Source organism: Ktedonobacter sp. SOSP1-52, from assembly GCF_016587395.1.
Genome location: NZ_BNJH01000002.1, coordinates 1,526,307 through 1,551,888, shown reverse-complemented (window position 1 = coordinate 1,551,888; position 25,582 = coordinate 1,526,307). Strand labels below are relative to the sequence as shown.

Sequence of the window (25,582 nt, the reverse complement as noted above, 5' to 3'; positions counted from 1 at the left end):
TTCTCCAATCAAGTTGCTCGTTTGTCCATTGATGTGTTATAAAATTTAGAAAGAACTATGTATTTTGCTGTAGTCGCAAATACGCGAGTAAAGGACATCATGAGCAATCGTTCTAGCTTCCCTATGGCTCTCTTGCTTCCTAAGGTTTCACCTCCGCGTCTGCCCGCGACGCTGATAGTTCGTGAACGCTTGCTAATGACCCTGGACCGGGCATTGATGGTACCATTGACGCTGCTCTCTGCCCCGGCTGGATCGGGCAAAACAACGCTCTTAAGAGCCTGGGTTGCACGTACCTCACAGAGCGTGGCCTGGCTTTCCTTGGATGAGCTAGACAACAATCCGACGCGCTTCTGGACTGTGTTGATTGCCGCCCTGCGCACGCGCCTGCCGGAAATTGGGCAGAACTCATTGACTATGCTTAGTTCTCCTGAGCCTCCCCCACTGACAACGATTTTGAGTGCGCTCCTGGAAGATATGCTCCATCTGGCTGAACCCCTTGTACTCATTATCGACGACTATCATAGTATCAATGAGCCAGCTATCCAGGAGGGGTTGATCTTTCTCCTGGAACACCTGTCTCCTCATTTACACCTGGTGCTCGCCTCGCGCATAAATCCTCCTTTTCCACTGGCTCGCTGGCGCCTGCATGGACAGGTCGAGGAGATCCGCCACAAGGATCTGCGTTTTACCCAGGAAGAGACCGGGCGTTTTCTCCTGGAGTCTATGCATCTCCCATTGGCGGAAGAGGATGTGAAGCGACTTGCTGAGCGCACCGAAGGCTGGATTGCAGGTCTACAACTGGCCGCGCTGGCTTTACGGCAACACGAAGATATTGCGGCGTTTGTTCAGCAACTCAGCGGTAGCCACCGCTTGCTGCTAGACTATGTGCAGGAGGAGATTCTGGCGCGCCAGCCTGCCAGGATTCAGCGCTTTCTGTTTCAGGTCTCGGTATTGACGCGTATGAATGCATCCTTGTGTCAGGCCGTGACTGGAGAGGCGGATTGTCAGCAGATGCTGGAGACGCTGGAGGTAAGTAACCTCTTTCTTGTACCCCTGGATGAGCAGCAACTGTGGTATCGTCTGCATGATCTCTTTCGCGGCGTGCTGCTGGCGCGTTTGCAGGCTACAGAGCCAGCGCTGGCCCAGGAATTGCAGAGCCGCGCGGCGCGTTGGTACGGTGAGCAGGGAATCTTGCAGGAAGCAATCCCCTATGCGGTAGCCGCTGCCGACTATCCCCTGGCAGCGATGCTCATGGAACAGGCTGCTGAGGAACTCTGGCTGAGTGGGGAGGCCCGAACCGTCTACAACTGGGTCATGTTGCTGCCCGATCCCATTTTTCAAAAGCATGCGCGCCTGGCACTGGACGCGGCTTTCCGCTTGCAGGATATGGTCAACCAGAGCATCGAGCCTCTGCGAACGCGTACTCAGTTCCAGGTCGAAGCGACGATTGCGCGCGTCGAGGCCGTGCTGCGTACCCAGGAGACTCCGACTCCCTCTGCGAGATTGCTCCAGCGAAGAATCGAGCTATTACGCGCCGGGCGCGCGGCTTTTGATGCTGTGTCAGCGGGTTCCAGTCACATGCTTCAACAGCTCTGGCAAGAGATGCAGGAGTTGATCGAGGACGAAGATGATATCTCCTGGCGCATGATCCCACTCGCTTTAACTTTCTGGATGAGCGAGTCGCTGCAACGCCAGGGGGCAAACCTGGTACCACAGTTCCTGGAGGCTAAACACCAGGCGAGCCGGGCAGACAACCGTCTCGTGCTGATTAAGGTTATGCGCTGGCTCACGCATATTTATGCGCGAGCCGGTCAGCTCCACCTGGCCTATAACGAGTGCCAGGCTGCGCTCGATCTCATTGAACAGATTGGAGGGCAAACGGCCCAGACAGGCTATTTACACTACTACCGGGCCTGTATCTACTATGCCTGGAACCGCATGGATGAAGCACTGGGGGCCGCACAGACCCTGCGTGAGTTCTCACATATCTGGCAGCAGGTGGATCAGATCATTGTCGGACAGACCTATTCGGCCTGGCTCTCAGTTATCTCCGGCGAACTGGATGTGGTGCCAGCGATGCTTACAAAGGCCGGGGAGATTGTACAGCAGCAACAATTTGCTCTCCACAGCTTCCGGGTCACCGTTGTACAGGTCTGGTACTGGCTCAAGACTGGCGACCTGGTAGCTGCTCGCAGTTGGGCTGAACGCGAGGCTGCGCTTCTGGAAACCTGGGATGCTAAACGCAAAGAGGAGTTTATGACTCTGATACGGGTGTATCTCGCCCTGCATCAGCATGAACAAGCACTGGCGGCCCTACAACGTTTCAGCACAGAACTGGATCAAGCTGGGGATAGTAGCTCTAGAATCGAATTTTTGGCCCTGTGGGCCGCAGCTTATCAGCAAGCAGGTGAGGCTGAGCGTGCGCGAGAGGTTGCAATTCGCGCGCTTACTATCAGTGAGCCAGCAGGCTATGTCCGGGTCTATGTCGATGTAGGTCAACCTATGCAGGAAGTGCTACAAAGCCTGCTTACCAATCCAACAAACTCCATGATTGCGCTCCCCTATATCAGCAAACTGCTCGCGGCTTTCCCCTCTGACCACGCTCACGTAGGGGCTGACGTTATGCCAAATGCTAGCCCTCCTCCTGCTCAGATATTGAAACCAGAGGCGGGAAGTCAACACCCACCTCTGCTATTACCAAACGAGCCACTGACCCGGCGTGAAGAGGAGGTTCTGCGTTTGTTAGCCCAGGGCGCGACCAACCAGGGCATTGCGCGCCAGCTTGTAGTGTCGCTGGGCACCGCCAAAAAGCATGTCGCGGGCATTCTGAGCAAACTGGGAGCAGAGAATCGCCTGCAAGCCGTGGCTCGTGCCCGCGAGCGCTCTCTGCTCTAGCTCTCTTCTGCGCTTGCCGTTTCTTTTTGCGATGATAGCCAAAAGGTGGCCATTAGGTAGCCTTTTGGCTATCATTATGAACCCGATGTTCATGGTATCCTTGTCACAGAACGAAGATATACAGAGGAGCACCTGGGAATGATGAAATGCCGCATTCGCATTGCTGGTCACCTGGATCCGTCCTGGCAATCCTGGTTCGATGACCTGGAGATCATTCAGGAGGAGCAGGGAACAACTTTGTTTAAGGGACTTCTGCCAGATCAAGCGGCACTCTATGGAGTGTTGCTCAAGCTCAACAATCTGGGCCTGCTCCTGTCCATGCTAGAGGTCAACGAATCCACCATAAGTCTGGATTAATACATTTGCTTGTATTTATATTTTTCGTGTGGAGTCTGCCTCTAGCATACATCTGAACACAGAAGTAGTGTATGGCATCGTCAAAATGGACAGAAAATGAAAGAGGGAAATCAATGAAAGTCCGTCAACATGGAGAGAACTTTATCCAGGTAACCCAGATGGGTTTTGTCAACTTTTATCTGGTGCGCGAAGAGGATGGATTTACGCTCGTGGATGCGGGTACAACTGAAGGTATTGCGCCGCAGATCCTCAAAATCGCGCAGGGGTATAATCTCCCAATTGTACGCTTGCTGCTAACCCATGTACATGTCGATCACGTGGGGGCGCTGGACTCCTTGCATGACCTCTTGCCAGATGCTGAAGTGTTGGTTGGAGCGCGTGAGTCCCGTTTTCTTGCCGGAGACATGAGCCTGGATAAGGATGAGCCACAGGATCAGTTGCGTGGGGGCTGGCCGGCGCGCAAAACGCGTCCCACCCGTCTGATTCACGAGGGCGAACGCGTGGGTTCATTGGAGGTCATTGCTACGCCGGGACATACTCCGGGGCATCTCTCATTCCTGGATACACGTGATCGTACTCTAATAGCTGGCGATGCCTTTCAGACCATGGCAAAAGTTGCTGTAACTGGCACCTTTGTACTGCTCTTCCCCCTGGTCGCTCCGGCGACCTGGCACAAAGGGTTGGCCCTGGAGAGTGCGCGCAAGCTCCGCGCCCTTGAGCCTACGCGTCTCTCCGCGGGCCATGGCCCCGTCGTCAAGAATCCCCTGGCGGCTATGGATCGCGCTATTGAATATCACGCCCGCAAATATGGGCAGAGCAGTCTTGTAGCTGCCACACAGTAGCATAGGAGTTCCTGTGCCTTCCAGGGTAAAGGGGTGTGCGTGGAAAATGGCAAAGCCATTTTCCACGCACACCCCTTTACCCATCGGCTCGCGCAGCGAGCCGATGAGAAGAGCGCAGAACAAATATCATAACCCTTTCATATGCAAAGCAACAACAAACTTGTGATAAAATAGGTTATACGAGCTTCTATATCTTTGGCGAAAAAGAGGAAGCAAGGGGTAATAAAGGGAAAGCGTGAGGTGCTTCACGATTATTCTCTGATGCCTCGGGCGAGGGCGGGAAGAGGCGTGGATGGAGACGCAAAGTGCGAAGCATAGTTGATCCTAGTTGTGGATGACAAGGACGGGTTGCCATGCATGATACTTTGTCTTCCCTGGTAGAGAGGGCGTTAACGGGTAATCCTCGACCATTGGAGTTTTATTTGCGCGAGAATAGCCGCCTACCTGGACCTCGCGCTAACTTAGAGCTGGCAAATGATGTCGGAGGCCTGCTGGCGGCGGCTATACCCAGGTACTTCGATAAAGTGTATTCCCTGGTACAGTACTTTGTCAGTGGTGATCGAAAATGGATGTCGGGCAATACCCCTTCTGAGTTCGTGATCCTCTGCGGTGTCATCTCCGCCGGGATGTGTGCAGCCGCTGATCCGAGCTGGCAGGAGGAGACGCTGGAGTTGTTGGATCGCTATTCCTGTAGCCCCTATTGGCGTATTCGCGAAGGAGTGGCCATCGCGTTTCAACATCTGCTACAGGCCAACTCCTCTCCCATACTGGCGCACCTGCGCGCCCTGGCGACGAAGGGGAGCTTCTTGCAACAGCGCGTGGCTATCGCAACGCTGGCGGAAGCCCCTCTGCTCAATGCACCGGAGCTGATGAACGCGGCACTGGATCTACAGCGGATCGTTCTGGAGCGGGCGAGGGCGGTACCCCTGGCTGAGCGTAAGCATGAGGATTTTCGTATCCTGCGACGGACCCTGGCCTATACCTTGAGCGTGGCAACAGCCGCCTCCCCCAACGAGGGGTTTGCCCTGATGCGCGAGTGTGCCTCATGGAACGACACTGATATTGCCTGGATCTTGCGGGAAAACCTCAAAAAGAAACGCCTGGCCAGGTTTGTGCGCGATACAGAGCAGGTTGCCAGGCTGCTTGCGTAGAAGAATAAGGTATGTTGAGTGGCTGGTAAGCTTGCAATGTAAGCTTACCAGCCACTCAACATCTCTCTACGTTGCTTCAGAGAATGGTTTGTGATAACATTGCACGCTGGGCTTCCTCATTCTCTGCTGCCCTTTCTCAGTGTGTAATGTAGTGTGACTGTTATTCATTAGAAAAAGTACGTGGATGTCGTATCTGTATTATGTTATGACGATGCCGGGGTTGGAGACGATCGCCTTTAGTGAGATTCATGCCAGGCTCGCTGATGCTGAGCTTGTGAAGTTCTCTCGCGGCATCGCGCTGTTTCGTACAGCGGCCTCCCCAGTCGAGTTGCTGGAGTTGCGCACAGTCGAAGATGTATTTGTCACTCTGGCACATATCAAGAGCTTAGGCCCCGGGCGTGATGCCTTGCGCGTGGTACATGGCGCGACCCTCAATGCCAATGTTAGCGAGGCGATGACGCTCTGGCGTCGCGCGCACCATGGCTCTCTACCCAAAACGTGGCGCGTCGTGAGCCAGAAATCGGGTTATCATGAGTTCCGGCGTATTGATGCCGGTGAATCGGTGGGCGCGGCCCTCCAGCGAAACTTGCCTCGGGGGATGCGCCTCGTGAAAGATGATGCCGATATAGAATTCTGGGTCTGGATTAGCGGGAGCGAGGTCCTGATAGGTGTCCGGCTCAGTGACGCGACCATGCGTCATCGCCATTATAAACAGGAGCACCTGCCCGCTTCGCTGCGGCCCACCATTGCGGCCGCGATGTGCGTTCTCTCGCGTCCAACGGCGCAAGATATTGTGCTTGATCCTCTCTGTGGCGCGGGCACCATTCTCATTGAGCGTGGGCTTGCCGAGGAGCCATATGAGGCCCTGCTGGGTGGAGACTTACGTGAGGAGGCCGTGACGGTTGCGCAACGTAATGCGCGGCATGCCCGTGTCGAGATGACGCTTAAGACCTGGGATGCGCGCTCCCTTCCCCTGGAGGAAGGCTCCGTAACGCGCATCATTACCAACCTGCCCTTTGGCAAGCAGATTGGAACACCCGAGAAGAATGTCAAGCTCTATAAGGCGCTCGCGCACGAGTTCCGGCGCGTCTTGAGTCCGGATGGCTTGCTGGTAGCCCTGACAAGCGAAAATCGCCTGTGGGAGGCCGCGCTACGCGAACAGAATTGGCGTATTACAAAGAAAGTTGTCCTGGTCGTCCTGGGACAGCCCGCGAGCATTTTTGTTGCCGCTCGCGCATGAGCAATGCTATCATATAGGTTGCTTTGCAAGCACAAACACTGTAATCGAGAAGGAGTTACTCCATTGGCTAACGCAACGACTGCCGATTTTCGTAACGGCATGGTCATACGTTTTAACAACGACCTCTATATCATCACCGAGTTCCACCATGTCAGCCCCGGCAACTGGCGCGCCTTTGTGCGCACACGCCTGAAGAATATCAAGTCTGGCCGCGTGATTGAGCAGCGTTTCCGCGCGGGCGAAGAGGTTGATGAGGTCCGTGTCGAGCACCAGAACTGGCAGTTCCTCTACGTGGATGGCGACGACTACATCTTTATGAACACCGAGACCTTCGACCAGCAGCCAGTACCTAAAAGCATGCTGGGCGACGCGATAAAGTTTCTTAAAGAGCAGGATGAGGTTGAATTGCTGGTCGAGAGCGAGAACATCATTGCAGTTGAACTTCCGAATTTCCTTGAGCTTACCGTAGAAAGCGCCGAGCCTGGCGTACGTGGTGATACTGCGACCAACGTAACCAAGCCTGCAACCCTGGAGACTGGTGCGACCATCAACGTTCCCCTCTTTATCAATCCTGGCGATAAAATTCGCATCGATACACGCTCCGGTCAATACGTTGAGCGCGTCAAGGCTTAACCATAAAAGAGGATAGGCATAAAAAAATGGGGGCAATGCCCCCATTTTTTTATGCCTATCCTCTTTTATTGAAGGCTCGCGCAATGAGCCGAGGCCAGTTGCTCAAGAAGGGAAGATCAGATGCCAGAGGGGAGGCCCAAAGAGACACAGGCCAACCATCACCGCCAGGATCGCGCTGACGAGCACTGCCCCCGCCGCAACATCCTTAGCGATTTTAGCCAGGGGATGGTATTGGGGAGAGACCAGGTCCACACAAATTTCAAAGACAGTGTTAAACATCTCTGCCGTGAAGACACAGATCATGGTGACAAAGAGCACCGCAAACTCCAACGCTGAAATACGCAGGATCAGCCCCATGAGTACCGCGCATAACCCGATGAGAATGTGGACGCGCATGTTGCGCTGAGTCGTGATAGTATGGCGGATGCCGCTGAAGGCGAATCCAAATCCAGCAATAAACTTGCCCCACTTACTCTTGTGGCGCACATGCTGATAGGGTGGTGGCACGGAAGGCTGGTTATCCATGAGTTCTCTTATCTACTGCTCTCAAGCATTTCCTAGACTTGCTGTAGTGTGTTCATGACACGCTGCTGAATGCCTACCATGGCCTGGTAGCCCGCCTCGGTATGGTCGTCATAGCCAACCAGGTGCAGCATCCCATGTGAGAGGAGATAGAGTAGCTCGTAGATCGTGCTATGTCTAGCCTCCTGAGCCTGGCGCTCCAGCGTGGGCCAGGACATCACGATATCACCCAGATTCTGGACCGTCTCAGGTGGGGTAATAAAATCGGGCACACTCTCCTGCGCCCCTGCCTCGCTCTCCCTGACGGGCCAGAGCTGCTCGGCAGGCGCCTGTACCAGCGGCTCATTGAGCAGCGGGAAAGAGAGGACATCGGTTGCCTTGTCGATCTCGCGATACTGTTTATTCATATCGCGAATGCCCTCGTCATCGGTAATAAGCAGCGTTACCATAATCGGCTCATGAATATTCACGGCGGACAGCGTCTGCGAGACTACCTCATCCAGGTTAACGTTTTCCAGAGCCTTTTCAATTGTGGCGCTCTGCTGTGCATCTTCGATAGTGATGTAGAGCTCTATTAGTGGATGCTCATGCATAATGTTTCTTTTTTCCTGTCGCGCCTGCGGCGCTCGCCAGGGTTTATGGTGTGGTGGGTCCTGGCAGCCTCCGGCTGCCAGGACCCACCACACCATAAACCGAATCTGGCAAAAACAACTTACACATCGGGGTATATTCGCAAAAAATAAGAGACCTCCATTTCTTAGTGGCAATGTTCAACAGAAATGGAGGTAGGCATCAGACGCGTTCCAGTTTAACCCCTGCGCTGCATTTTGCGGCGACGTGTGGCCTCTTTACGTTTGCGTTTCATGCTGGGCTTTTCGAAGTGTTCCCTTCGGCGTGCTTCCGCAAGGATGCCGTCCTGTTGAATTTTGCGGTTAAAGCGTTTCAGAGCGGTCTCAAACGACTCATTCTCGCTGATTCTAATCTCAGACACCAGGAATCCCCCCTCTCATGGCCTGTTTGCAAGGGCAAAACCGTAGCGTATATGTCTACCTGCTTACGGTCTTTATCCTCACCGACCTGCGCTGAAAATTATAGTCAAGCCCTATCCATGTTGTCAAGGTATATTTTCTTTGGTTTCGTCGTCGTTTGGCGCCCAAAGGCAATGAGGAAAACGATCCCTCCAAAGACCAGGACGCTGAAAAGACTGATGGTACGATCCAGTAGAATTGCCGCGGTTGAGAGATTGACCGCGTTGGGACCAGTATAAAACAGGCCGATGATCGGGATCATCCCAATCTCAACCACGCCCAGGCCCCCACCTGTTGCGGGTACAATCGTGAGCAGGGCCTCAGCCAGGCCAATGACCACTGCCGCCGCCGTAATGTGCAAGATGCTGCCACCGATCAGGTGTAGCGAGACGGCGACAAAGAAGAAGCGTAGCGACTCACAGAGCCAGACACCAACCGTGAGCAGGATCAGGATGGGGAGGCGTCGAAATGAGCCAAGCGTTCCCTCCTGGAAATGATAGTACTGGCCACGAAAACGTGCTGGGATGAGGCGTGCAATCGGTTCACGCGCCTGGCGGAGCACGAATAGGCCCAGGATACCCAACACAACCGCACCCAGTAGCAACTCCAGGCTAAGCTGGAGTTGGGGAGGCAGATGCTCGTGGAGACTCACGATAATCGCCGGAATAAAGAGCAGCAGCAGGATGATCAAGTCGAGCAAACGCTCTGAGAGCACCGTGCCAAAGCTGCGTGTCCCTGAGACGTTGACTTGCTGGCGCAAGAGATACGCCCGGTAGAGGTCGCCAAGCTTGGCGGGCACGACTACATTGGCGAAGAAGGAGATGTATATAATCTCAACGAACTTCCAGAAGCCCGGCAGGAGCACTCCTTGCTCCCGGCGATAGCCCACATTTTCGAGCAGCAGGCGCCAGCGCCAGGCCCGAATGCCAAAGGAGAGATAATAGATGGCGAAGGCTGCCAGGAAGAAAAAGAGATTCGCGCTTTTCATGGCCTCCCAGGTCCTGGCGGGATTGATATTAGCCTTCTGCGCGAAGTAGACCAGGGCCACAATGACGATAATCAAGGGGATAAGAGTACGCCAGTTCAACAGGCGCTTCGAGAGTGAGAGCTGGTCACGCGTGATTTCTGGCACGCCGATAGGAACACTATCAGGTTGAGGGATCGCGGATACGCTTGCTTGCTGTTGTGCATCTTCAGCCAGGCTCTCTGAAGACGTGTTTTCATCACCAGTGTGATCTGCGTTATCTGAAATCAAGTCTACCTCCGTTGTTCCTCCTGTCGCGTTACGTAAGGCAGACGAACCAGCAAAACGATGAGTAACGCGAAAAGATTGGTCATACTGTGTACATAGAGGTTATCGAAGAAGTTGTGGATACAGATAGCGAGTAGTGAGGCGATCAGCCCAATCGCCAGGGCGTAATCGTTCTGTAACAAATGTATCTGTCGAAGGGTGAGCCGCTGCTGCCAGCCCTCAGCTCCCGCTTTGATTTGAGCTGGGAGGGTCTGGGTTTTCAACTGCAGCAAACGCAGATGCATAGACTGTAGCGCGTGCCTGCCGACCAGGAAAATGCCACTCAAAAAGGTAAGCAGCCCGATCAAGCCGAAGATACCGGCCTCAGCTGCGATATTGATGTAATAGTTATGCGCGTGCCCAAGCGAATTGTTGAAGATCGTAATGAAATATTTGGGGTAAGCCACGGGGTAATTGCCGATACCGACGCCAAAGAAGGGGTGATCCAGAAACATGTTGAGGCCGGCGATCCAATGTGCCAGGCGCTCAGCCGTAGAAAAATCATCGTTACTGGGACTGGCAAAGGAGATGCCTGTCAGACCAAGTTTATTCAAAATAGGATTGACATAGTGCTCTGGAATAATGCCCGAACAGTAGCCCGCAATACCGAGGAGGAGCGCGATAACGCCTATGCGCACGAGCAGGTTAAAACGAGGAAAACCCGCGATAAACACGAAGAGGAGGGCCAGGACCAGAGCAATCTGCCCTCCACGCGACTGAGCCAGCGCGAAGGCAATGCCCAGCAACAGCGTTACCAGGCCCGCGGCAAGCTGTGTCAACCAGTTGCGTCCCAGGAGCATAAGCGTTCCTGTGACAAGCAGCGTCATATCGATATAGCCAGCGTAGGGGTTGGGCTGGTCAAAGGTCCCATAGACGCGTAGTCCCTGATCGCGGATAAACGACTGTGGTCCCAGGTTGAAGGCATATTGTGCATAGCCCATAAAGGCCTGCGAGAGGGCAGCCAGGCTGCATAGAATCACAAGCGTCCAGACCTGGCGACGTGTGCGGATATACTGCGTCCCCAGGCAAAGAATGAGCGCGACCTCTAGCCATTTCGCGATCTCTTTTAAGCTCGCTTTCAAGCTGAATGCAGTTGGAATAGAGAGGCACATCGCTGCAAGCAGGACGATTGTCCCTATTGTCAAGATGCGCGGTAAGTTGTAGCTTTCGCGATCAAAGGTTCCTGTATGAATACATTGTGCCCCTAGCCGGTTACGAATGACGTATCCCAGTAACCAGCTTACTGCTAGCAGGAAGACCAGGATATCTCCGCTGGTCAGGTTCATACCGCCCAGGTTGAGTGCATCGAGTGAACCCCAGGGGACGGCGAAAGGAAGCAGGTAGAGGGCCATGCGTGGACGGAGCAGGACCCAGATGCTAGCGGTTGCATAGAGTAGAACGCGTATGCTTATGGCAGGTGGAAGCGCGATCAAGCATGCCAGAACACATAATGCACCAAGGACTCCCACAACATTGGCTACTGCCCCTTGCTCGTGGAACATCCTCAGGAAACGCTGGAATCCTGAAGGACATGGCGCATTATCCAGGCGATCCATGCTCTGGGCAGAGATACTGTTCATCCAAATCCGTTTCTACTCTATGTTTCTCAATTACAACGAAAAGCGCCGAATGTGCTTACAAGACGCTTGAAAGGTTAGGAATCTGCGTTTTAAACCAGGCAATAGTCTGGCGTAACCCCTCTTCCTTCTCGATTCTGGGTTCCCAGCCCAGTACCTGGCGTGCCTTGGTGATATCTGGTCGGCGGCGTTCTGGATCATCAACACGCACTGGCTCAAAGAGGATGTTTGAGCGCGAGTTGCAAAGCTTAATGATCTCATGCGCATAGTCAAGCACGGTATGCTCGTTGGGATTGCCCAGGTTGAAGACCTCACCCTGCGTATTCTCGCTAAACATGGCACGTATCAAGCCATCGATGAGATCGCTGACATAACAGATGCTGCGCGTCCTATTGCCATCTCCATAGATGACGAGTGGTTCATTTTTGAGCGCCTGCGTAATGAAGTTTGGGATCATGCGGCCATCATGAATCTGGCTATTTGGTCCATAGGTGTTGAAGATACGCACAATGCGCGCGTTAACGTTATACTGGCGCACGAACTCCATGGTCAATGTCTCGCCCAGGCGTTTGCTCTCATCATAGCATGCACGTGGTCCAATAGGGTTAACGTTGCCCCAGTAGCTCTCAGTTTGCGGATGAACCAGGGGATCACCATAGATTTCGGAGGTGGATGAGACCAGGAAGCGGGCGTTGTTTTTGCGCGCGGCTTCGAGCATACGATGCGTGCCCTGGGTATTGACCAGGATGGTCTCGATAGGATGCTCCATATATCCAATTGGGCTTGCTGGACTGGCCATATGGAAGATGGCGTCTGCCTCATAGTCGAAAGGCTCGGTCACATCGTGCTGGATGAATTGAAAATTCGGATGAGTGTGTAAAGCATCGATGTTGCGTGTCGATCCTGTAATACAGTTATCGGCACATAACACGGTGTGCCCTTCGTCGAGCAAACGCTTACAAAGATGGGAGCCAACAAAGCCCGCTCCACCAGTAACTACGATTTTCAAAGAAGTAAACCTCCACGGTTGGGATAACGTTTTTGCCAGTGACATATCTTTATTGTACCTTAATGGCTAGACGAATTGAGTATGTTTAGGTAACGGTAACACGCTTTTAAGAACGCCTTATAGCTATGTTTCAATGCACGAGTTTTTCTGGTGTGGTATTTACCCTCTGTCGTGTTATGTTACCTCTATCTGCACAAGAAATACAAATAAACGCGGTGTAGTTATGCGCCCCGTACCAGGCCCTCTTATCTTAACGCTTTTTGGGGTGTGACTCAAGGGTTGGCTCTAGCACTAGCCATTCAGGTCATCAAAGCGCGCCAAGAGATGTATTTTTTGCAATGATGTATGTTGTAGCACCCTGCGTCAGTATATAGAAAAGCAGTATGCCTATTTTTGCACCGCTTCTGCGCGGGGAATGCGGCGTTTCCAGGTGCGATAGAGCGCCTCATCTCCCCAACTCAAGAAGCCACTGGTCGTAAAGCCGTGAACGAGCGTGACCGCCAAAAGCGAATGGGGTCCTGGAAGCAGTAAGTAGACCAGGCTGAAAACGATGCCCGCCAGGCCGACTCCCCCCACGCTACGCCAGTTCCATTTGCCCAGGCGATGATAGAGGGTATAGACCGCCGTACTTACGAGCCAGCCCCAGCCCAGCCATCCAGTCCATTGGGTGACGATCGCCAGGAGGAAGCCACGAAAGAAAAGCTCTTCCACTGGCGCGTTAATACACAGGTAGAAGAAGCTCTGGAAACACTGGTCGCTTGCAGTCGGCCAGCGAAACCAGGGGCCGACAACGTACATCCGATAGAAAATGGCAAATATCGCCATGCCAATCCCTACCAGCAGGCCAACGAAGAGGTGTAGTGGCACTTGCGTCAGGGCGAGTCCCAGAAATGAGAGCGGCAGGTGAAAAAAGGCGATATAGAGGAGCGGAACAAGGCTCATGGGGATAATTCGCATAAGCAGGTCGGGCCACATCCAACGCCAGCTAGTGGCGACGGTGGAGCGCACGAGTTGCGTTGATGTGGCGTTCGACACGCGTGAACCTCTCCTTGGTAAGAAGATCTCTTTTTTCTGGGTGACAGTGGCCATGTAATACACTTACTTTCTATACTTGTGTTAACGGTGTGTTAATTTATATTTAAGCAAGTGTAATCAAACTCGGGCTATCTGTCTAGGGATTAAAGAAATAGACTGTACGATGCGTTTCTGTGTCAGGCAGCTCGCTGGTCGTGTCTGACCTTAGTTTGAGAAGCGTGCAAGTTGCTCCAGCCCTTCCTGAATCTCCTCAGGCGAAAAGTTGCCTGCTGCCAGGTCTGGAGCACTCCTGATGCTGAGGCGCTGGTAAAAATCCCGCCCCTGCTGAAGTAGCGCTTTGTCTCCGGGGGTGTCTTCCAGCAATTCAAACAGGGTATCTTCAGCCTGAGCATAGAAGCCCAGGTGTTCCTGGTAACGAAAGAGCAACTGCCTGGTGGACACAGGCAAGGTATATTCGTCCAGGGTGTGGATAAGCATCTGGATATCTTCGCGTAGAATCTCCACTTCCTCAATAGGCTCATACTGATGAACGTAGAGTAGGAGATGTAGGGCCTTGACTGCGCGGTAGTAGCTCTCCGTGGTGTTTCCTAGATCCTGGTAAATCTCTCCTTCAGTCTTGAGAAGCACTGCCGCCCAGAGAGCTGCATCAACGTTGGGTCGTCCAAGGGGGGAAAGTACCTGGATCAGAGTCTCCTCGCTGAGCGAGTTGAGAAAGCTGGAGGTAAGACCGGTGGCTCTGAACAGTTCTTCGTCAACGCGTAGCAATGCCTCTTCCTGCTGGTTGTACTCACGTAAGCGCAGGACAATCGCCAGGGTGCGCCCCAATTTCTCGGCCAACCGCAAGATGTAGTCTCTATTAACCATGTTTCCCTCCAGGCTTCCCCAGGCTTCCTCTATTGGTTTCTGGAAGAGGGTGAGGGGGAACTGGCTTCAGCCAGCTCCCCCTCACCCTCCTCTTCTTCTTATGCCAGTTTCGCGATAGCCTCTTGCAGGCGCTTGAGACTGACCTCGCGACCCAGTACCGCGAGCATATGGAACAGGGGCGGAGTAGCGTTGCTCGCGCTGACCGCGACACGTACTGCGCCAAAGAGCTGCCCCGGCTTGAGTTCAAGCTTCTGCGCTAGCTCACGCATTGGTGGCTCCAGGGTCTCATGATCCCAGTGCTCGATGCTGGCGAGCAGATCATGGGCGTGCTGGAGAGCATTGCGCGTGCCTGCCGTGTCCATCTTCTTCTGAATCAGCATGCTGGCGTCGTATTCCAGGTTCTTCAGATAGAAGAAGGCGACGGCGTGGGCGGCATCACCCAGGGTCTTGAGGCGCTCTTGCTCAAGCTCAAGCACCTGTTTTGTGTAGGCACGGTTCAGGGGACGCTGAACGCTGTCAGGGAGTCCCCCCTCTGCCTCGGGGCGCTCCATATAGGGCAGCGTGCGCTCCACCAGCTCATCGAGCGAGAGCTTGCGGATATAGAGACCATTCATCCAGAGCATCTTATCCGGGTCATAGATGCCGGAGGAGACGCTGACGCGGTCAAGCGTAAATGCCTTGATCAGTTCCTCTTTGGTGAAGATCTCCGTCTTATCATCATACGCCCAGCCCAGCAGTGCCATGAAGTTAAAGACGGCCTCGGGTAGGTAGCCATCGCGCTGGTAATCTGACCAGGAGGGCGCGTTACGTCGCTTGCTCAGCTTCTTCTTGTCATTGCCCAGAACGTTGGGCACATGATAGAGCAGGGGCATCTCCCAGCCCAGGACCTTGTAGAGATAGACGTGATACGGCGATGTCGAGATCCAGTCTTCACCACGCAAGACATGCGTAATCTCCATCAAGTGGTCATCGACCAGGTGGGCCAGGTGGTAGGGCGCCAGACCATTGGTTTTGAGAATGATGATATCATCCAGGTCGGCGTTCTTAAAGTTCATGTTCCCGTGCAACTGGTCGGGAACGATTGTCTCTCCCTCCTCAGGCATCGCCAGGCGCACAGTATAGGAGAGGCCCGCGGCGGCGTTGGCCGCGCGCTCTTCCGCGCTCAAGTTGCGGCAGTGACGATCATAGCGCGGTGGCAGCTTTTTGGCCGCGCGCTCCTGGCGCACTCGGTCGATGCGTTCGGGTGTGCAGTAACACTTGTAGGCATGCCCTGCCTCGATAAGCTGATTGGCATAGTGCTGGTAGAGGGCCTTGCGCTGCACCTGGAAGTAGGGACCATAGGGGCCACCTACAACCGGACCCTCATCATAATCCATGCCAAACCATTGCAGCCCTTTGATAATATCTTCAACCGAACCCTCCACTGTGCGTGCTTGATCGGTGTCTTCGATACGCAGAATAAACTGCCCGCCGCCGTGGCGCGCGAATAGCCAGCTAAAGAGTGCTGTCCGATAGCCGCCGATGTGCTGAAAGCCAGTGGGACTGGGAGCAAAGCGCAAGCGCGGCGGGCGATTGGCTGGTAGCTTTGCCTGCTCCTGCGTCCGGTTGTCGATTTGTGTCATGGAAAAAACTCCTATTCAACTGTCTACTTACCGCGTTATTGTAGCATAGTTAGCCTGTTGCTGTGTAGCATCTGCACATATTTCGTGCCGTGCGATTTTTCCTTGCTTGCTTGTCTCATCATACTCCTGCTATAGTACAGTCTAATCACTGAGCATATTTTCTTTGGAGTAGGACGGACGACTTACTTGGCATGCATTCTTCTTTTGTCAATCGTTATATAGGTATAGCTATCGACAGCTATCATAGAAGAGGGGAATACACACGATGTCCTCATCCCTGGTATCTTTAACGACGTTGCTCCCTGATACCGCGGCGGTCTCGACCGACGATGTTTTGCATATCGCGGGGCACGCGCTGCCCGCGCTGGCTGAGCAATACGGTACACCACTCTATATTTTTGATCGCGCAACGATTGTCCACGCCTGCCAGCGCTACTTTCAAGCCTTTGAGCGCTACTACCAGGCATCTGCTGTGCGCATCCTCTATGCCTCCAAAGCCTATCTCTCACCCCTCGTGGCGCGCATCATTGCCGAGCAGGGTATGGGGCTGGACATCGTCTCAGGCGGTGAATTGACCGTCGCACAACGCGCGGGCTTCCCGATGGAGCGTATCTCCTTTCATGGCAATAATAAATCGACCGCAGAACTGAAACTGGCTTTGCAACTGGGCGTTGGGCGCATCATTCTGGACAACTGGAGTGAACTGGAGCGCCTCACTCACCTGGCTGATGAATTGGGACAGCGCCCGGCGGTTCTGTTGCGCGTTGCTCCTGGTGTGGAGACCGATACCCATCGCTATTTGCAGACGGGCCATGCCGCCTCTAAATTCGGTTTCCCCTTGCAGAACGGAGAGGCGAAAACAGCGATTCTGCGTATCCTTGGTGAGGGTAAGCTTCATCTGGTAGGGCTACATGCTCATTCCGGTACCATGCTGCGCGAAACACGTCCCTATGAAGAGTGCCTCGTGCATTTGCTCTCGCTGGCGAAGGCCATCTATGACGAGACGCAATGGTGGCCAGAGGAGGTTAGCCCGGGCGGCGGCTGGGGCATTGATACTCCTGATCAACTTGGGACGCCTGGACTTGACCAGCTTGCCCAGGCCTTGCAGCACCAGATGCAAGTCATGTTGGCGAGCATTTCGAATGGCACGCTGCCTGCTCCCACGCTCATTCTGGAGCCTGGGCGCTCAATTGTAGCGCGCGCGGGCGTGGCACTCTATCGCATAGGTGCCCTGAAGGCGACGCCTGCTGGCACGACCTATCTGTTTGTGGATGGTGGTATGGCAGACAATATTCGCCCGGCCCTCTACCATGCACTTTATACCGCTCTCCCCGTTGAACATATCTCCGTACCAGGAAGTGTTGACTATTGCGTCTCGGGACGGTATTGTGAATCAGGCGATATGCTCATTGATAATGTACGTTTGCCTGCTATGCGCGAGGGTGAGCTGCTCCTCTTGCCGCTGGCGGGCGCGTATTGTCTCCCAATGGCAAGTAACTACAACCTGGTGCCACGACCGGGCGTACTTTTAGTAGAGGAAGGACGTGTGCAGGTCATGGAGCGGCGTGAAACATACGACGATATTCTTGCCCGTTATCAGGAGAGCTAGCCAGTTTCGAGTATGGATGTTGGTGGTTGGCGGCATCAGGAGTCGCGTAAGAAGAACGCTGGAGGCATTATTATGAACTATTGGCAGAAGTTAACACGGAAGCCCGAACAACAAGTTGATGACCATGATATGCCCACAGAGCCTGTGCCCTACCCTGAAGTTGTGCCTGAGCCAGGCTATTACGGCCAGGGATATCAGGAGCCAGGCGTTGATCCGGATCTCTATGACGATCGCACCATCGCGACTCCGCCACCACCAGCCAGCCATGCTCCCCATGCTCGTGGGAGACGTCAAATTGTGCCACCGCCCCCACACATGCAGTGGCAACCACCGGCCTACCCAGGCTATGCACCACAGCCCCAGCCTGATCGCTATGCGCACCCTCAGCCAGCATATACTCCGCCTGCAAGAAGAAGAGGGCCGGAGGGATGGAGGTTACTGCCCGGATTTCTTGCCATCTTTCTGGTCATAGTACAGCTATCGCTGTTCGCCCGCTTCGTGATGAGGTTTCTCCTACATATACCTGCTGATCAGTCGTGGGTGGTAGCGCTGTATACGTTTAGCACCGTTTTTCTCGTCCCGGTCCAGTTGCTGGGGGCACAGGTGCATCTCCCATTCACGGTGGATCCTGAGTTATACGCGTTACCCGCCATTATAATCTATGGCGTCCTCTCGCGTATCCTGGTGAAGCTTCTCCGGTTTATTGTGCGTGCGTTTTGAGCTAACGTGAGGGCGACCACCTGGATATGTTCCTCATTGAACGGCTGAAGGTGGTCTTATCAACTTATATCCCGAGAGGCGTTAATCCTTGCCGAACTCGTCTAAGACATCCAGACTATTAATGAAGTCGCGATAGGCATCAAGGTTTTCATCTTCCTTCATATTCTGGACATCGTTCTCTTTTTCAGTGGGGGACTCTTCGCTCGTTTCAAGCGTTACCCCAGCGCGCTCAAGGACGCTCTCATCGATATAAATGGGGGTCTTGGTGCGTACAGCCAGGGCGATAGCATCGCTCGGGCGAGAGTCGATCTCAACATGTCTGCCCGCGACATCGAGGACCAGGCGCGCGTAGAAGATCTCATCGACCAGGTCAGAGATCACAATGCTTTCCAGGTGAGCGCCAAGTTCTCCAATGACGTTTTTGAGCAGGTCATGCGTAAGTGGACGCTGGGAGGTGGCTCCTTGAAGTTCGACGGCAATAGCGTATGCTTCGGCATGAGCTATCCAGATGAAGAGATAGCGCTCTTGCTGTGTTGCTTTCAAGATGACCACTCGCTGTTGCGTAGCCAGGTTGATTCGCACGCTCTCAACTGTCATCTCTACCATAGTATTTCTGACTCTCTCTTTCGTCGCGAAGTCCGTCGCATACCTTACGCCTCTATTGTACACCTATCGAGATCACTGACGCAAATCAGAACGCTGTCTATTTGTGTCTTTCCTTGCTATCGTGCCTCTTCCTGGCACTCTTGAGAGCAGTATAGCAAACCCGGCATGTACCTCCAAACTTATCTTTATAGGGACAGGATTCCTCACTCACTTTGGCTTCCAGCCTTACCTCATGCCAAAGGCTTTTAGAGTAAAGAGTGTGTGGATGGCAGATGGACCGCAGGTCCATCTGCCATCCACACACTCCCCCTAAGCATACAGCTGAGTACGAAAAAATATTCGAAAATTCCGTTCAAAAAGTCTTGTTTTGCCTATAGGGTTATGGTATCATGGTTTTGAATGGCCGTTCTAGTATCAGGGGGCGGATGAGATCGTAGACAATCGTCTTTTCAGAAAGGCAGGAGATCGTTCTATGTCGATAGAACAAACCAGCGAGATACAGCGGAAAATGTACGAGTTTATCGTCAATTATATGAAGCGTGAAGGGATGCCACCAACCAACCGCGAGATCGGGCGGGAGCTGGGCATCGCCAGCACCGGGCATGTAGACTACCATCTGACCATGTTGGAGAAGAAGAGCCTGATTATCCGCCAGCCCAAGAAGAGTCGCGGTATCAAGCTGGTCAAGCAAGATGAGTCGGTCCCAGCTGGCATTCCGCTCGTAGGTACGATTGCCGCTGGCGAGCCTCTAGACATCTATGCTGATGGTTCGCAGCGCATCGATATGGGGCGCGACTTTATCGATAGCGAGAACTGCTATGCACTCATCGTCAAAGGGCGCTCAATGATCGAAGATCATATTTGTGATGGCGATTATGTGGTGATTCAACCGCAGCATATCTGCCAGAATGGCGATATTGTGGTTGCCGTACACAAATTTGAAGGCGAGAGCGGTAGCGCGACCCTCAAACGCTTCTTCCAGGAAAAGGATCATGACCGGGTTCGTTTGCAACCTGCCAACTCAGAACTCGATCCCATCCTGATTCCCAAGAGCATCTGGGATCGCGAGTGGGAGATTCAAGGCAAGGTTGTCGCCATCTTCCGCCAGTGCAAACCCGCTGCTTAGATCTCTCTTGATCTCTTGCCCCTGACCCTGTGGCAGGCGCGTCGCAATAGGTACTGAAGCCAGAATGTGTATCTTCAGTGCATCGATTGCGGCGCTTTTTTCGTGATGTATGCAAAATAACCTGTCTCTTTGCGGAACATTCAAGCCCGTGTTCAGTGTGACTGGGACGCTTGCCTGGCCCTGACACGACTTGCGTCTATTCCCTGTTCGCTTTGTCTATGCTTGGATTTCCCCTTGTTCTCTGCTCATAAATTTGCTATACTGGTCTATGTACTTCCCTGGAGTGTCGCTGTTCTCAGATATTCTGGAGCCGACACCACTAGCGACGGCTCGGAAAGGACTCGCTAATTTATGAAGGCGGTTGCCGCAGCGTTGGTACTAATCGCAGGTGCCGCGGTTATTCTCTGGTTTGGTAATACGCTCAATTCCTGGGTGCTAGGTGGGCTGATTGGCGGATTGGCCGCGCTCCTGTTAAGTATTCCTATCTCCCTCATCATATTCTCGTACCTCTCGCGTCGTCATGAAGAGCAAGAACACCTGCATGCCGAAGTCTATGAAGAAGATACATTCTTTGAGGATGATGGTTATGTGCGTCCGCGTCTTGCCTCTCGCCAGATGAAGAGGGTATACGAGGTTGAGAGCTATACGCTTCCGGCGCCTTCCGCCATGAATGAAGCTGAGGTGATGCAGCGTCAGCGTTCCACGCGCCAGCTTCCAGCCCCTACTTCGCAGCGTCTACCCATAGCAAAAAATACGCGTGCTACTTCGACCTCCTTGCAGCGCGTCCCACCTCAGGAGCTGACGCGCAACGTACCTTCCAACCCACCAGCCGAAGGACGAACCACTTCCATGCGGCGCCCCCTCTATCCTGGTTTTCCTGGCTATGAGCCAGGCTCTCCACAGAGTCGTCATCGTTCGCAAGCTCTGCGAGCAGCCCGCATAGAGGCATTTCAGCAGGTAGATGAGGATGAAGAGGATGAGGAATTGGATTTCTCGCCTACACAGCAGCCGCGCCACTCTACCACATCCTCATTGCGCGCGAGCCAGGCCCTCTCATCTCAGCAAGAGCGTAACGTTGAATCGACGCGCCGCAGCTCGCAACAGCTAACCAACCAGCGGCAGACGCGGAACAATCGTCAGGTCGGTGACCCCTATTCCTCACGCGGCGCAAACCAGAGGGCACTCCCTGCGGCTGGAGAGTCCTCGGCCTCAACGCGTCGCACCTCTGCCCAGTTACGTCGTCGCCGGACCGATTTTCTTGAGCAGGGAGAGGAGATGGAAACGACAAACGAGCGACAGACGCGTCAGACACGCCTGGAGGGCGGCAAACCCGCAGGCAAACCCACACGCGAACTCCCCCGTAGCGAAAACTTTAACCGTCCCCTGGTACGGCGCGCGCCCTATATGTATGAGGACGATCCCTTACGCGAGGAGCTGACACGTCAGCTTGAGCAGCCCACCAAACGGCGCTCCTCACTCTATGAGCCAGAGGATATTGATGACGAAGAGGATGAGTTCTAGTCCTTTTGGTGGTGGCAGAACACGCTATAAGTCCCACATATCCTGGCCTCTTTTTACAAAATATGCTAGTATTGGTCGAAAATGTACCTAGCTATGTGAAGGAGGCCTTTCTCTTGTTAGGCAATATTACCGACTTATTACTGACGTTAATTACTAACCTCTATGTGTCAACGGGCGTACTGGGCATTGTCCTGGCCATGGCCATCGAGAGTTGCTGTATCCCTCTCCCCAGCGAAATCGTCATGCCCGTGGCCGGTATTTTGATTTCTCGTGGCGTACTGCTTGGTGGAGTAAATACTCCCCTGGCAATTGTGCTGGTCGCGTTATCCGGCGCCATTGGCTGCTTACTGGGTTCTATGGTGGCCTATTATATCGGCTATAAAGGCGGTCGCCCCCTCATGCTCAAGTATGGCCGCTATGTCCTGATCTCGCAGCATGATGCGGACAAGGCCGATGCCTTCTTCCAGCGTTGGGGTAGCGCCACGGCGTTCTTCTCACGCCTCCTTCCCGTCGTGCGCACCTACATCTCGCTACCCGCTGGTATCGCGAAGATGCCTTTTGCTCGCTTCTGCATCTACTCATTTCTAGGTTCTTTCCCCTGGTGTATCCTGCTGGCGTACCTGGGCCTGGTCCTTGGCGCCCATATCGACCAGTTGAGCCCACTCTTCCATGCCTTTGACGTGGTCATCCTGGTGCTACTCGTGGCTCTGGTTGCCCTGTATGTCTGGCGCCATGTGAAGAATGATCGCAAGGCCCGTGCCGAGCACGCCACCGCCGAGGCAATGGCAGCACAGCAGCCTGCTCAGCCCGTGGCCCCTTCCGCTGGCCCCTGGAACCAAGCTCAGTATCCACAGCAGGCTCAGCAGCCACAGCAGTTCCAGCGCCCTCAGCAGCCTCCTCAAAGCTGGTAATAAATATTCTGATAGGTAATGTGAGAAGTCCCTGGCAACCGCAGGCTGCCAGGGACTTCTCACATTACCTAATCAGGCGCGAGCAGTCAAGCTAAAACTTGTACATGAAGCTGACTAACGGCGTGTGCGTAGCACCTGGGTGAGCGATAAACCAAGCTGGCTGAGGCTCAACAGGCCAAGGAGAAGCATAATGAGAGCCGCCAGAGGATGCGAGAAGACAAACATTGCCAGGACATGTGTCCGGTTATAGTGAAGCAAGCCCGAGAAGACCAGCACACCAATCACCTCATTGCTGCCCATCTGTCCCGGTGGCGTAGGCAGAATGCAGAACATGTTATAGATGGTATATCCGAATAACGCTATGCCCAGGGGGATAGGTATGCCAATCGTCCAGAAGGCCAGCATCGCGAAGATGCCATCGCAGGTCAGCGCGATGCCAGTCAGTAGAAGCGCCCGCAGAAAGTCTCCTGGATAGCGCATACACTCCAACCCTGTATCCATGCATCCTAGCGCGAACCCCTCCAGCTTCGAGCGCAAAGGGCCTGGAAATATACCGCAGGCCTTTTGCAGGGCAACCCGCGCAAGCTGGCGCTTCCAGGCAGTGAAGAGCACCAGGCCAATCAATCCTAGCAGAAGCCCACTTACCAGCCCCAGGATGCCCCATAACGGCATGCTCATATGCAAACCTGGTAGAAAAGGTGCCATGATAATGATGACCAGGGCGGGCAGCAGGTCGCACGCCTTATCCATCCCCACCGTCGGTAAAGACCTGCTTACAGGCATACCGGTCACCCGCTTCAGTAACAGGCTCTTGCTTATCTCGCCGCCCTGGATTGGAAGCAGAAAATTGAGCATCACGCCAATCCAGTAAATCCGCAATACAGTTAGATAGGGAATATTCTCACTACGACGCAAGAAGAGTCGCCAGCGTAAGCTCCGTACGCTAAAGGCCACGATAAAGGCCAGCGCTGCTCCTGACGCGCAGAGCAACCCCTGCCAGGTCTCCAGGTTCTGTCGCAGGACCGCCAGCGTCACCGGAAGGTCAACGACACGCGTAATAAGCACCAGTAGCATCGTCCCGGCGCAAAGGCCCAGCCCTACCTGAAGCAGAAATGCTCTCCTTGAGGAAACACGTTTTGGCGTGATTTGTTCTTTGGCTTCATTCTGTGAGCCTGCCAGTGCAGAAAGCGCCTGCTCAACCTCAGGCAACAGGGGCAGACAATCCTCCGTGCGTGGAATCGCTGCGGGATACAAGGGGGAGATATTACTGGTAAAGGGAGATGTAGATTTTACCTCTGTCATAGACCACCTCACAAAAAAACAACACTTCCACATATATAAGTTTAATTACAGCAAACGTAACACGTTCTTGATACACAGGTCAAACGTATAGGGCAAAAGGATAGTCTAGTAATCCTCGCATGCACGTCATTTGGGTTAGTGGTATGGTGCCCGCTGGATCTAAGGGCTATATTGAAGACTAGGACTATAGGTACCCAGCGTGGCCAAGCTGATTGCCAATCGTTAGAATAAGTACTCAGAGAAAACAGCTAAGGAAGGGTTATAAATATCTTGACGCTCATCAAAAAAATCTGGGAAAAGCGCTTTGTAAAGTTCGCTCTGATCGGTCTTATTGGTATTCCTATCAACCTGATAGCGTTGAAATTCTTTCTCACGGTCTTTGCTCTGACCGGCTTGCGTGGTAGCTGGCTCACTAACATCGCGCAGGTCTGCTCTTTCGAAGTCGGCACTATCATCAATTTTGTGCTCAATCAATTGATTACCTATCGCGACCAGATGCCTACAACGTTTAATGCCTGGGTTGTAAAGAGCATCAAGGCCCAGCTCGCCAATATGTCCGCCTTCCTGGTGGCGACCCTGATCAGTCTCTTCTTCTCTGACGTGGTCAATATCAACGTCTACGCGGCCAACACCCTGGGCATCATCATCAACTTTATCTACAAGTTCCTGGTCTCTGACCGCTTTGTCTTCCGCGTCAAGCCCGTCGAAGCCATCGAGGATGCCACCGCCGTTGTCCCCAGCGAGGAGACACCCTCACATTGCCAGACGACCCCCACCAATCGCTAAACATACTGCTTCATAGATAGCCAAAACGACGCAAAAGCGAGGGGAGCCGCATATCATGTCATACTGCGGTTCCCTTCGCTTTTATGTTCCCAGGGACTCTTTATCGCTGACGATGTATCCATCGGTAGCGAATCGAATTTGTATGATCCTAACCTGCAGGATGTCAAAATGGATGTCAGGTTTTCTCGTTCAAGCCTACTTGCCTTGTCCCTGTGGTTTTACAAGAATAGTTTTGCCATTGATGCTGATGGAGAGATTTTAGCAGATTTTACAGTTTGTTTGGCTCAATAACTATGGTACACGGCTCCGTGTCCCCAAACACGGCGTTTCCGTTCCACACCCCATGAAAGGAATGGGGTGGGCTTCCAATCTCATACATTTGGAAATCACCTGCTGTCGTACGATTAGTATTATTCGCGTCTTGGTCTGTGGCAAAGACCTCTATAGTCACCCGATCATCCTTGTCCTCAGCCACTACGGCAGCAGCATGGTAGGGATATTCGCTCTTCGTATCCATCGAGACGATAACAAAGGCCTGGCCTTGATTCGGAGCTGCATTTACTCCTTTGCGGTTGGGCTTCGCTACTTGCTGGTTATTCGTCCTGCTCCTGCCGAAATTCGTTGGTTTGCCTGCTATCTTGCTACTTACATCCTCCCCAAATGGCAGTATTTTCTGATACATGATCTCCTCGGCAGTGTGCAAACAGTCATGCAGAAATAACTGCTTCGGCTCAAAGGCCTCGTAGGTAGTTCCCTGAAAGGAAATGGTCCCGTTCGTTTGCGCACAGAAGAATGGCGCGTCAGCGTTTTGAGCTACATAGAGTCGTTTGTGATTGTTTTCCTGAATCAGATACAGCCCATTAGTGGAAAGCTTCACTTGTCCAAGTGTACCGTCGTTGAAAATTTGCATGGAGAGCTCCTTTGAAGTGGACGAA

At 53.5% G+C, this 25,582-nt stretch carries 24 protein-coding genes; 12 read left to right on the top strand and 12 right to left on the bottom strand.

Annotation, left to right across the window (positions count from 1 at the left end):
* The first annotated feature begins 99 nt into the window (after window positions 1-99).
* The 6 genes from JMJ16_RS22175 to efp all read left to right on the top strand — a co-directional run bounded on the left by JMJ16_RS22175 (window position 100) and on the right by efp (window position 7,118).
* Window positions 100-2,895 (top strand): LuxR C-terminal-related transcriptional regulator, encoded by a 2,796-nt coding sequence (locus tag JMJ16_RS22175; RefSeq protein ID WP_201385082.1) that lies wholly within the window; start codon window positions 100-102, stop codon window positions 2,893-2,895.
* Window positions 2,896-3,033: 138 nt separating this feature from the next.
* Window positions 3,034-3,252, top strand: coding sequence for a hypothetical protein (locus tag JMJ16_RS22170; protein WP_201385080.1), 219 nt, complete (start codon window positions 3,034-3,036; stop codon window positions 3,250-3,252).
* A gap of 113 nt (window positions 3,253-3,365) precedes the next feature.
* Window positions 3,366-4,094, top strand: coding sequence for an MBL fold metallo-hydrolase (locus tag JMJ16_RS22165; RefSeq protein ID WP_201385078.1), 729 nt, complete (start codon window positions 3,366-3,368; stop codon window positions 4,092-4,094).
* A gap of 353 nt (window positions 4,095-4,447) precedes the next feature.
* Entirely contained in the window at window positions 4,448-5,245 is a 798-nt protein-coding gene (locus tag JMJ16_RS22160) for a hypothetical protein (RefSeq protein ID WP_201385076.1), read from the top strand.
* A gap of 184 nt (window positions 5,246-5,429) precedes the next feature.
* On the top strand, window positions 5,430-6,485 hold the full coding sequence (locus JMJ16_RS22155; RefSeq protein WP_201385074.1) for a methyltransferase domain-containing protein: 1,056 nt from the start codon (window positions 5,430-5,432) through the stop codon (window positions 6,483-6,485).
* A 63-nt stretch (window positions 6,486-6,548) separates the two neighbouring features.
* Window positions 6,549-7,118 carry an elongation factor P gene (gene efp / locus JMJ16_RS22150; RefSeq protein WP_201369129.1) on the top strand — a complete coding sequence of 190 codons (570 nt, stop codon included), beginning with the start codon at window positions 6,549-6,551 and terminating at the stop codon, window positions 7,116-7,118.
* A 102-nt stretch (window positions 7,119-7,220) separates the two neighbouring features.
* Here efp and JMJ16_RS22145 read toward each other — a convergent pair whose 3' ends face one another.
* From JMJ16_RS22145 to gltX, 9 genes are all read right to left on the bottom strand, one after another.
* Window positions 7,221-7,643: a diacylglycerol kinase family protein gene (locus JMJ16_RS22145; protein ID WP_236601657.1), complete on the bottom strand. Its 423-nt coding sequence runs from the start codon at window positions 7,641-7,643 to the stop codon at window positions 7,221-7,223.
* Between the two features lie 32 nt (window positions 7,644-7,675).
* Entirely contained in the window at window positions 7,676-8,233 is a 558-nt protein-coding gene (gene ybeY, locus JMJ16_RS22140) for an rRNA maturation RNase YbeY (protein WP_201385072.1), read from the bottom strand.
* Between the two features lie 215 nt (window positions 8,234-8,448).
* Window positions 8,449-8,631, bottom strand: a complete 183-nt coding sequence (gene rpsU, locus JMJ16_RS22135; protein ID WP_007910606.1) for a 30S ribosomal protein S21 — start codon at window positions 8,629-8,631, stop codon at window positions 8,449-8,451.
* Between the two features lie 104 nt (window positions 8,632-8,735).
* A complete protein-coding gene (locus JMJ16_RS22130; RefSeq protein ID WP_201383746.1) occupies window positions 8,736-9,923 on the bottom strand; it encodes a lysylphosphatidylglycerol synthase transmembrane domain-containing protein in 1,188 nt (395 codons plus the stop codon).
* Between the two features lie 2 nt (window positions 9,924-9,925).
* Complete coding sequence (locus JMJ16_RS22125; protein WP_201385070.1) at window positions 9,926-11,539, bottom strand: O-antigen ligase; 1,614 nt, start codon at window positions 11,537-11,539, stop codon at window positions 9,926-9,928.
* 55 nt (window positions 11,540-11,594) lie between these two features.
* On the bottom strand, window positions 11,595-12,545 hold the full coding sequence (locus JMJ16_RS22120; protein ID WP_201385068.1) for a UDP-glucuronic acid decarboxylase family protein: 951 nt from the start codon (window positions 12,543-12,545) through the stop codon (window positions 11,595-11,597).
* 387 nt (window positions 12,546-12,932) lie between these two features.
* Window positions 12,933-13,580: a CPBP family intramembrane glutamic endopeptidase gene (locus tag JMJ16_RS22115; RefSeq protein ID WP_201385066.1), complete on the bottom strand. Its 648-nt coding sequence runs from the start codon at window positions 13,578-13,580 to the stop codon at window positions 12,933-12,935.
* 204 nt (window positions 13,581-13,784) lie between these two features.
* Window positions 13,785-14,444, bottom strand: a complete 660-nt coding sequence (locus JMJ16_RS22110; protein ID WP_201385064.1) for a DUF6483 family protein — start codon at window positions 14,442-14,444, stop codon at window positions 13,785-13,787.
* Window positions 14,445-14,542: 98 nt separating this feature from the next.
* On the bottom strand, window positions 14,543-16,066 hold the full coding sequence (gltX, locus tag JMJ16_RS22105; RefSeq protein ID WP_201385062.1) for a glutamate--tRNA ligase: 1,524 nt from the start codon (window positions 16,064-16,066) through the stop codon (window positions 14,543-14,545).
* Window positions 16,067-16,331: 265 nt separating this feature from the next.
* Between gltX and lysA the strand changes: the two genes are divergently transcribed.
* Entirely contained in the window at window positions 16,332-17,675 is a 1,344-nt protein-coding gene (gene lysA, locus JMJ16_RS22100) for a diaminopimelate decarboxylase (protein ID WP_201385060.1), read from the top strand.
* A 72-nt stretch (window positions 17,676-17,747) separates the two neighbouring features.
* Complete coding sequence (locus JMJ16_RS22095; protein WP_201385059.1) at window positions 17,748-18,395, top strand: hypothetical protein; 648 nt, start codon at window positions 17,748-17,750, stop codon at window positions 18,393-18,395.
* Window positions 18,396-18,476: 81 nt separating this feature from the next.
* Here the strand turns inward: JMJ16_RS22095 and JMJ16_RS22090 are convergent, their stop codons facing one another.
* Complete coding sequence (locus tag JMJ16_RS22090; protein WP_201369107.1) at window positions 18,477-19,001, bottom strand: bifunctional nuclease family protein; 525 nt, start codon at window positions 18,999-19,001, stop codon at window positions 18,477-18,479.
* 472 nt (window positions 19,002-19,473) lie between these two features.
* On the opposite strand from JMJ16_RS22090, the gene lexA reads away from it, so the two are divergent.
* The 3 genes from lexA (at window position 19,474) to JMJ16_RS22075 (ending at window position 22,559) form a co-directional block, all read left to right on the top strand.
* Window positions 19,474-20,127, top strand: a complete 654-nt coding sequence (gene lexA / locus JMJ16_RS22085) for a transcriptional repressor LexA (RefSeq protein WP_007910586.1) — start codon at window positions 19,474-19,476, stop codon at window positions 20,125-20,127.
* A 351-nt stretch (window positions 20,128-20,478) separates the two neighbouring features.
* Window positions 20,479-21,648, top strand: a complete 1,170-nt coding sequence (locus JMJ16_RS22080) for a hypothetical protein (RefSeq protein WP_201385057.1) — start codon at window positions 20,479-20,481, stop codon at window positions 21,646-21,648.
* Window positions 21,649-21,761: 113 nt separating this feature from the next.
* Entirely contained in the window at window positions 21,762-22,559 is a 798-nt protein-coding gene (locus JMJ16_RS22075) for a DedA family protein (protein ID WP_236601656.1), read from the top strand.
* 114 nt (window positions 22,560-22,673) lie between these two features.
* On the opposite strand, the gene JMJ16_RS22070 is transcribed toward JMJ16_RS22075, so the two are convergent.
* Window positions 22,674-23,861, bottom strand: a complete 1,188-nt coding sequence (locus tag JMJ16_RS22070; RefSeq protein WP_201385055.1) for a lysylphosphatidylglycerol synthase transmembrane domain-containing protein — start codon at window positions 23,859-23,861, stop codon at window positions 22,674-22,676.
* A 270-nt stretch (window positions 23,862-24,131) separates the two neighbouring features.
* Here JMJ16_RS22070 and JMJ16_RS22065 point away from each other — a divergent pair, with 270 nt between their 5' ends.
* Entirely contained in the window at window positions 24,132-24,647 is a 516-nt protein-coding gene (locus JMJ16_RS22065; protein WP_201385053.1) for a GtrA family protein, read from the top strand.
* Window positions 24,648-24,915: 268 nt separating this feature from the next.
* On the opposite strand, the gene JMJ16_RS22060 is transcribed toward JMJ16_RS22065, so the two are convergent.
* The gene (locus JMJ16_RS22060) at window positions 24,916-25,557 is read right to left on the bottom strand and encodes a hypothetical protein (protein WP_201385051.1); all 642 of its coding nucleotides are present in this window, start codon (window positions 25,555-25,557) and stop codon (window positions 24,916-24,918) included.
* Between the last annotated feature and the right edge of the window lie 25 nt (window positions 25,558-25,582).

What these genes read in the sequence shown, in the direction of transcription:
- JMJ16_RS22110 (WP_201385064.1), bottom strand. Translation starts at nt 14,444, where the DNA reads ATGGTTAATAGAGACTACATCTTGCGGTTGGCCGAGAAATTGGGGCGC.
- lysA (WP_201385060.1), top strand. Translation starts at nt 16,332, where the DNA reads ATGTCCTCATCCCTGGTATCTTTAACGACGTTGCTCCCTGATACCGCG.
- ybeY (WP_201385072.1), bottom strand. Translation starts at nt 8,233, where the DNA reads ATGCATGAGCATCCACTAATAGAGCTCTACATCACTATCGAAGATGCA.
- JMJ16_RS22175 (WP_201385082.1), top strand. Translation starts at nt 100, where the DNA reads ATGAGCAATCGTTCTAGCTTCCCTATGGCTCTCTTGCTTCCTAAGGTT.
- JMJ16_RS22080 (WP_201385057.1), top strand. Translation starts at nt 20,479, where the DNA reads ATGAAGGCGGTTGCCGCAGCGTTGGTACTAATCGCAGGTGCCGCGGTT.
- JMJ16_RS22170 (WP_201385080.1), top strand. Translation starts at nt 3,034, where the DNA reads ATGATGAAATGCCGCATTCGCATTGCTGGTCACCTGGATCCGTCCTGG.
- JMJ16_RS22060 (WP_201385051.1), bottom strand. Translation starts at nt 25,557, where the DNA reads ATGCAAATTTTCAACGACGGTACACTTGGACAAGTGAAGCTTTCCACT.
- JMJ16_RS22125 (WP_201385070.1), bottom strand. Translation starts at nt 11,539, where the DNA reads ATGAACAGTATCTCTGCCCAGAGCATGGATCGCCTGGATAATGCGCCA.
- JMJ16_RS22090 (WP_201369107.1), bottom strand. Translation starts at nt 19,001, where the DNA reads ATGGTAGAGATGACAGTTGAGAGCGTGCGAATCAACCTGGCTACGCAA.
- JMJ16_RS22160 (WP_201385076.1), top strand. Translation starts at nt 4,448, where the DNA reads ATGCATGATACTTTGTCTTCCCTGGTAGAGAGGGCGTTAACGGGTAAT.
- JMJ16_RS22070 (WP_201385055.1), bottom strand. Translation starts at nt 23,861, where the DNA reads ATGACAGAGGTAAAATCTACATCTCCCTTTACCAGTAATATCTCCCCC.
- JMJ16_RS22145 (WP_236601657.1), bottom strand. Translation starts at nt 7,643, where the DNA reads ATGGATAACCAGCCTTCCGTGCCACCACCCTATCAGCATGTGCGCCAC.
- JMJ16_RS22165 (WP_201385078.1), top strand. Translation starts at nt 3,366, where the DNA reads ATGAAAGTCCGTCAACATGGAGAGAACTTTATCCAGGTAACCCAGATG.
- lexA (WP_007910586.1), top strand. Translation starts at nt 19,474, where the DNA reads ATGTCGATAGAACAAACCAGCGAGATACAGCGGAAAATGTACGAGTTT.
- JMJ16_RS22095 (WP_201385059.1), top strand. Translation starts at nt 17,748, where the DNA reads ATGAACTATTGGCAGAAGTTAACACGGAAGCCCGAACAACAAGTTGAT.
- gltX (WP_201385062.1), bottom strand. Translation starts at nt 16,066, where the DNA reads ATGACACAAATCGACAACCGGACGCAGGAGCAGGCAAAGCTACCAGCC.
- JMJ16_RS22155 (WP_201385074.1), top strand. Translation starts at nt 5,430, where the DNA reads ATGTCGTATCTGTATTATGTTATGACGATGCCGGGGTTGGAGACGATC.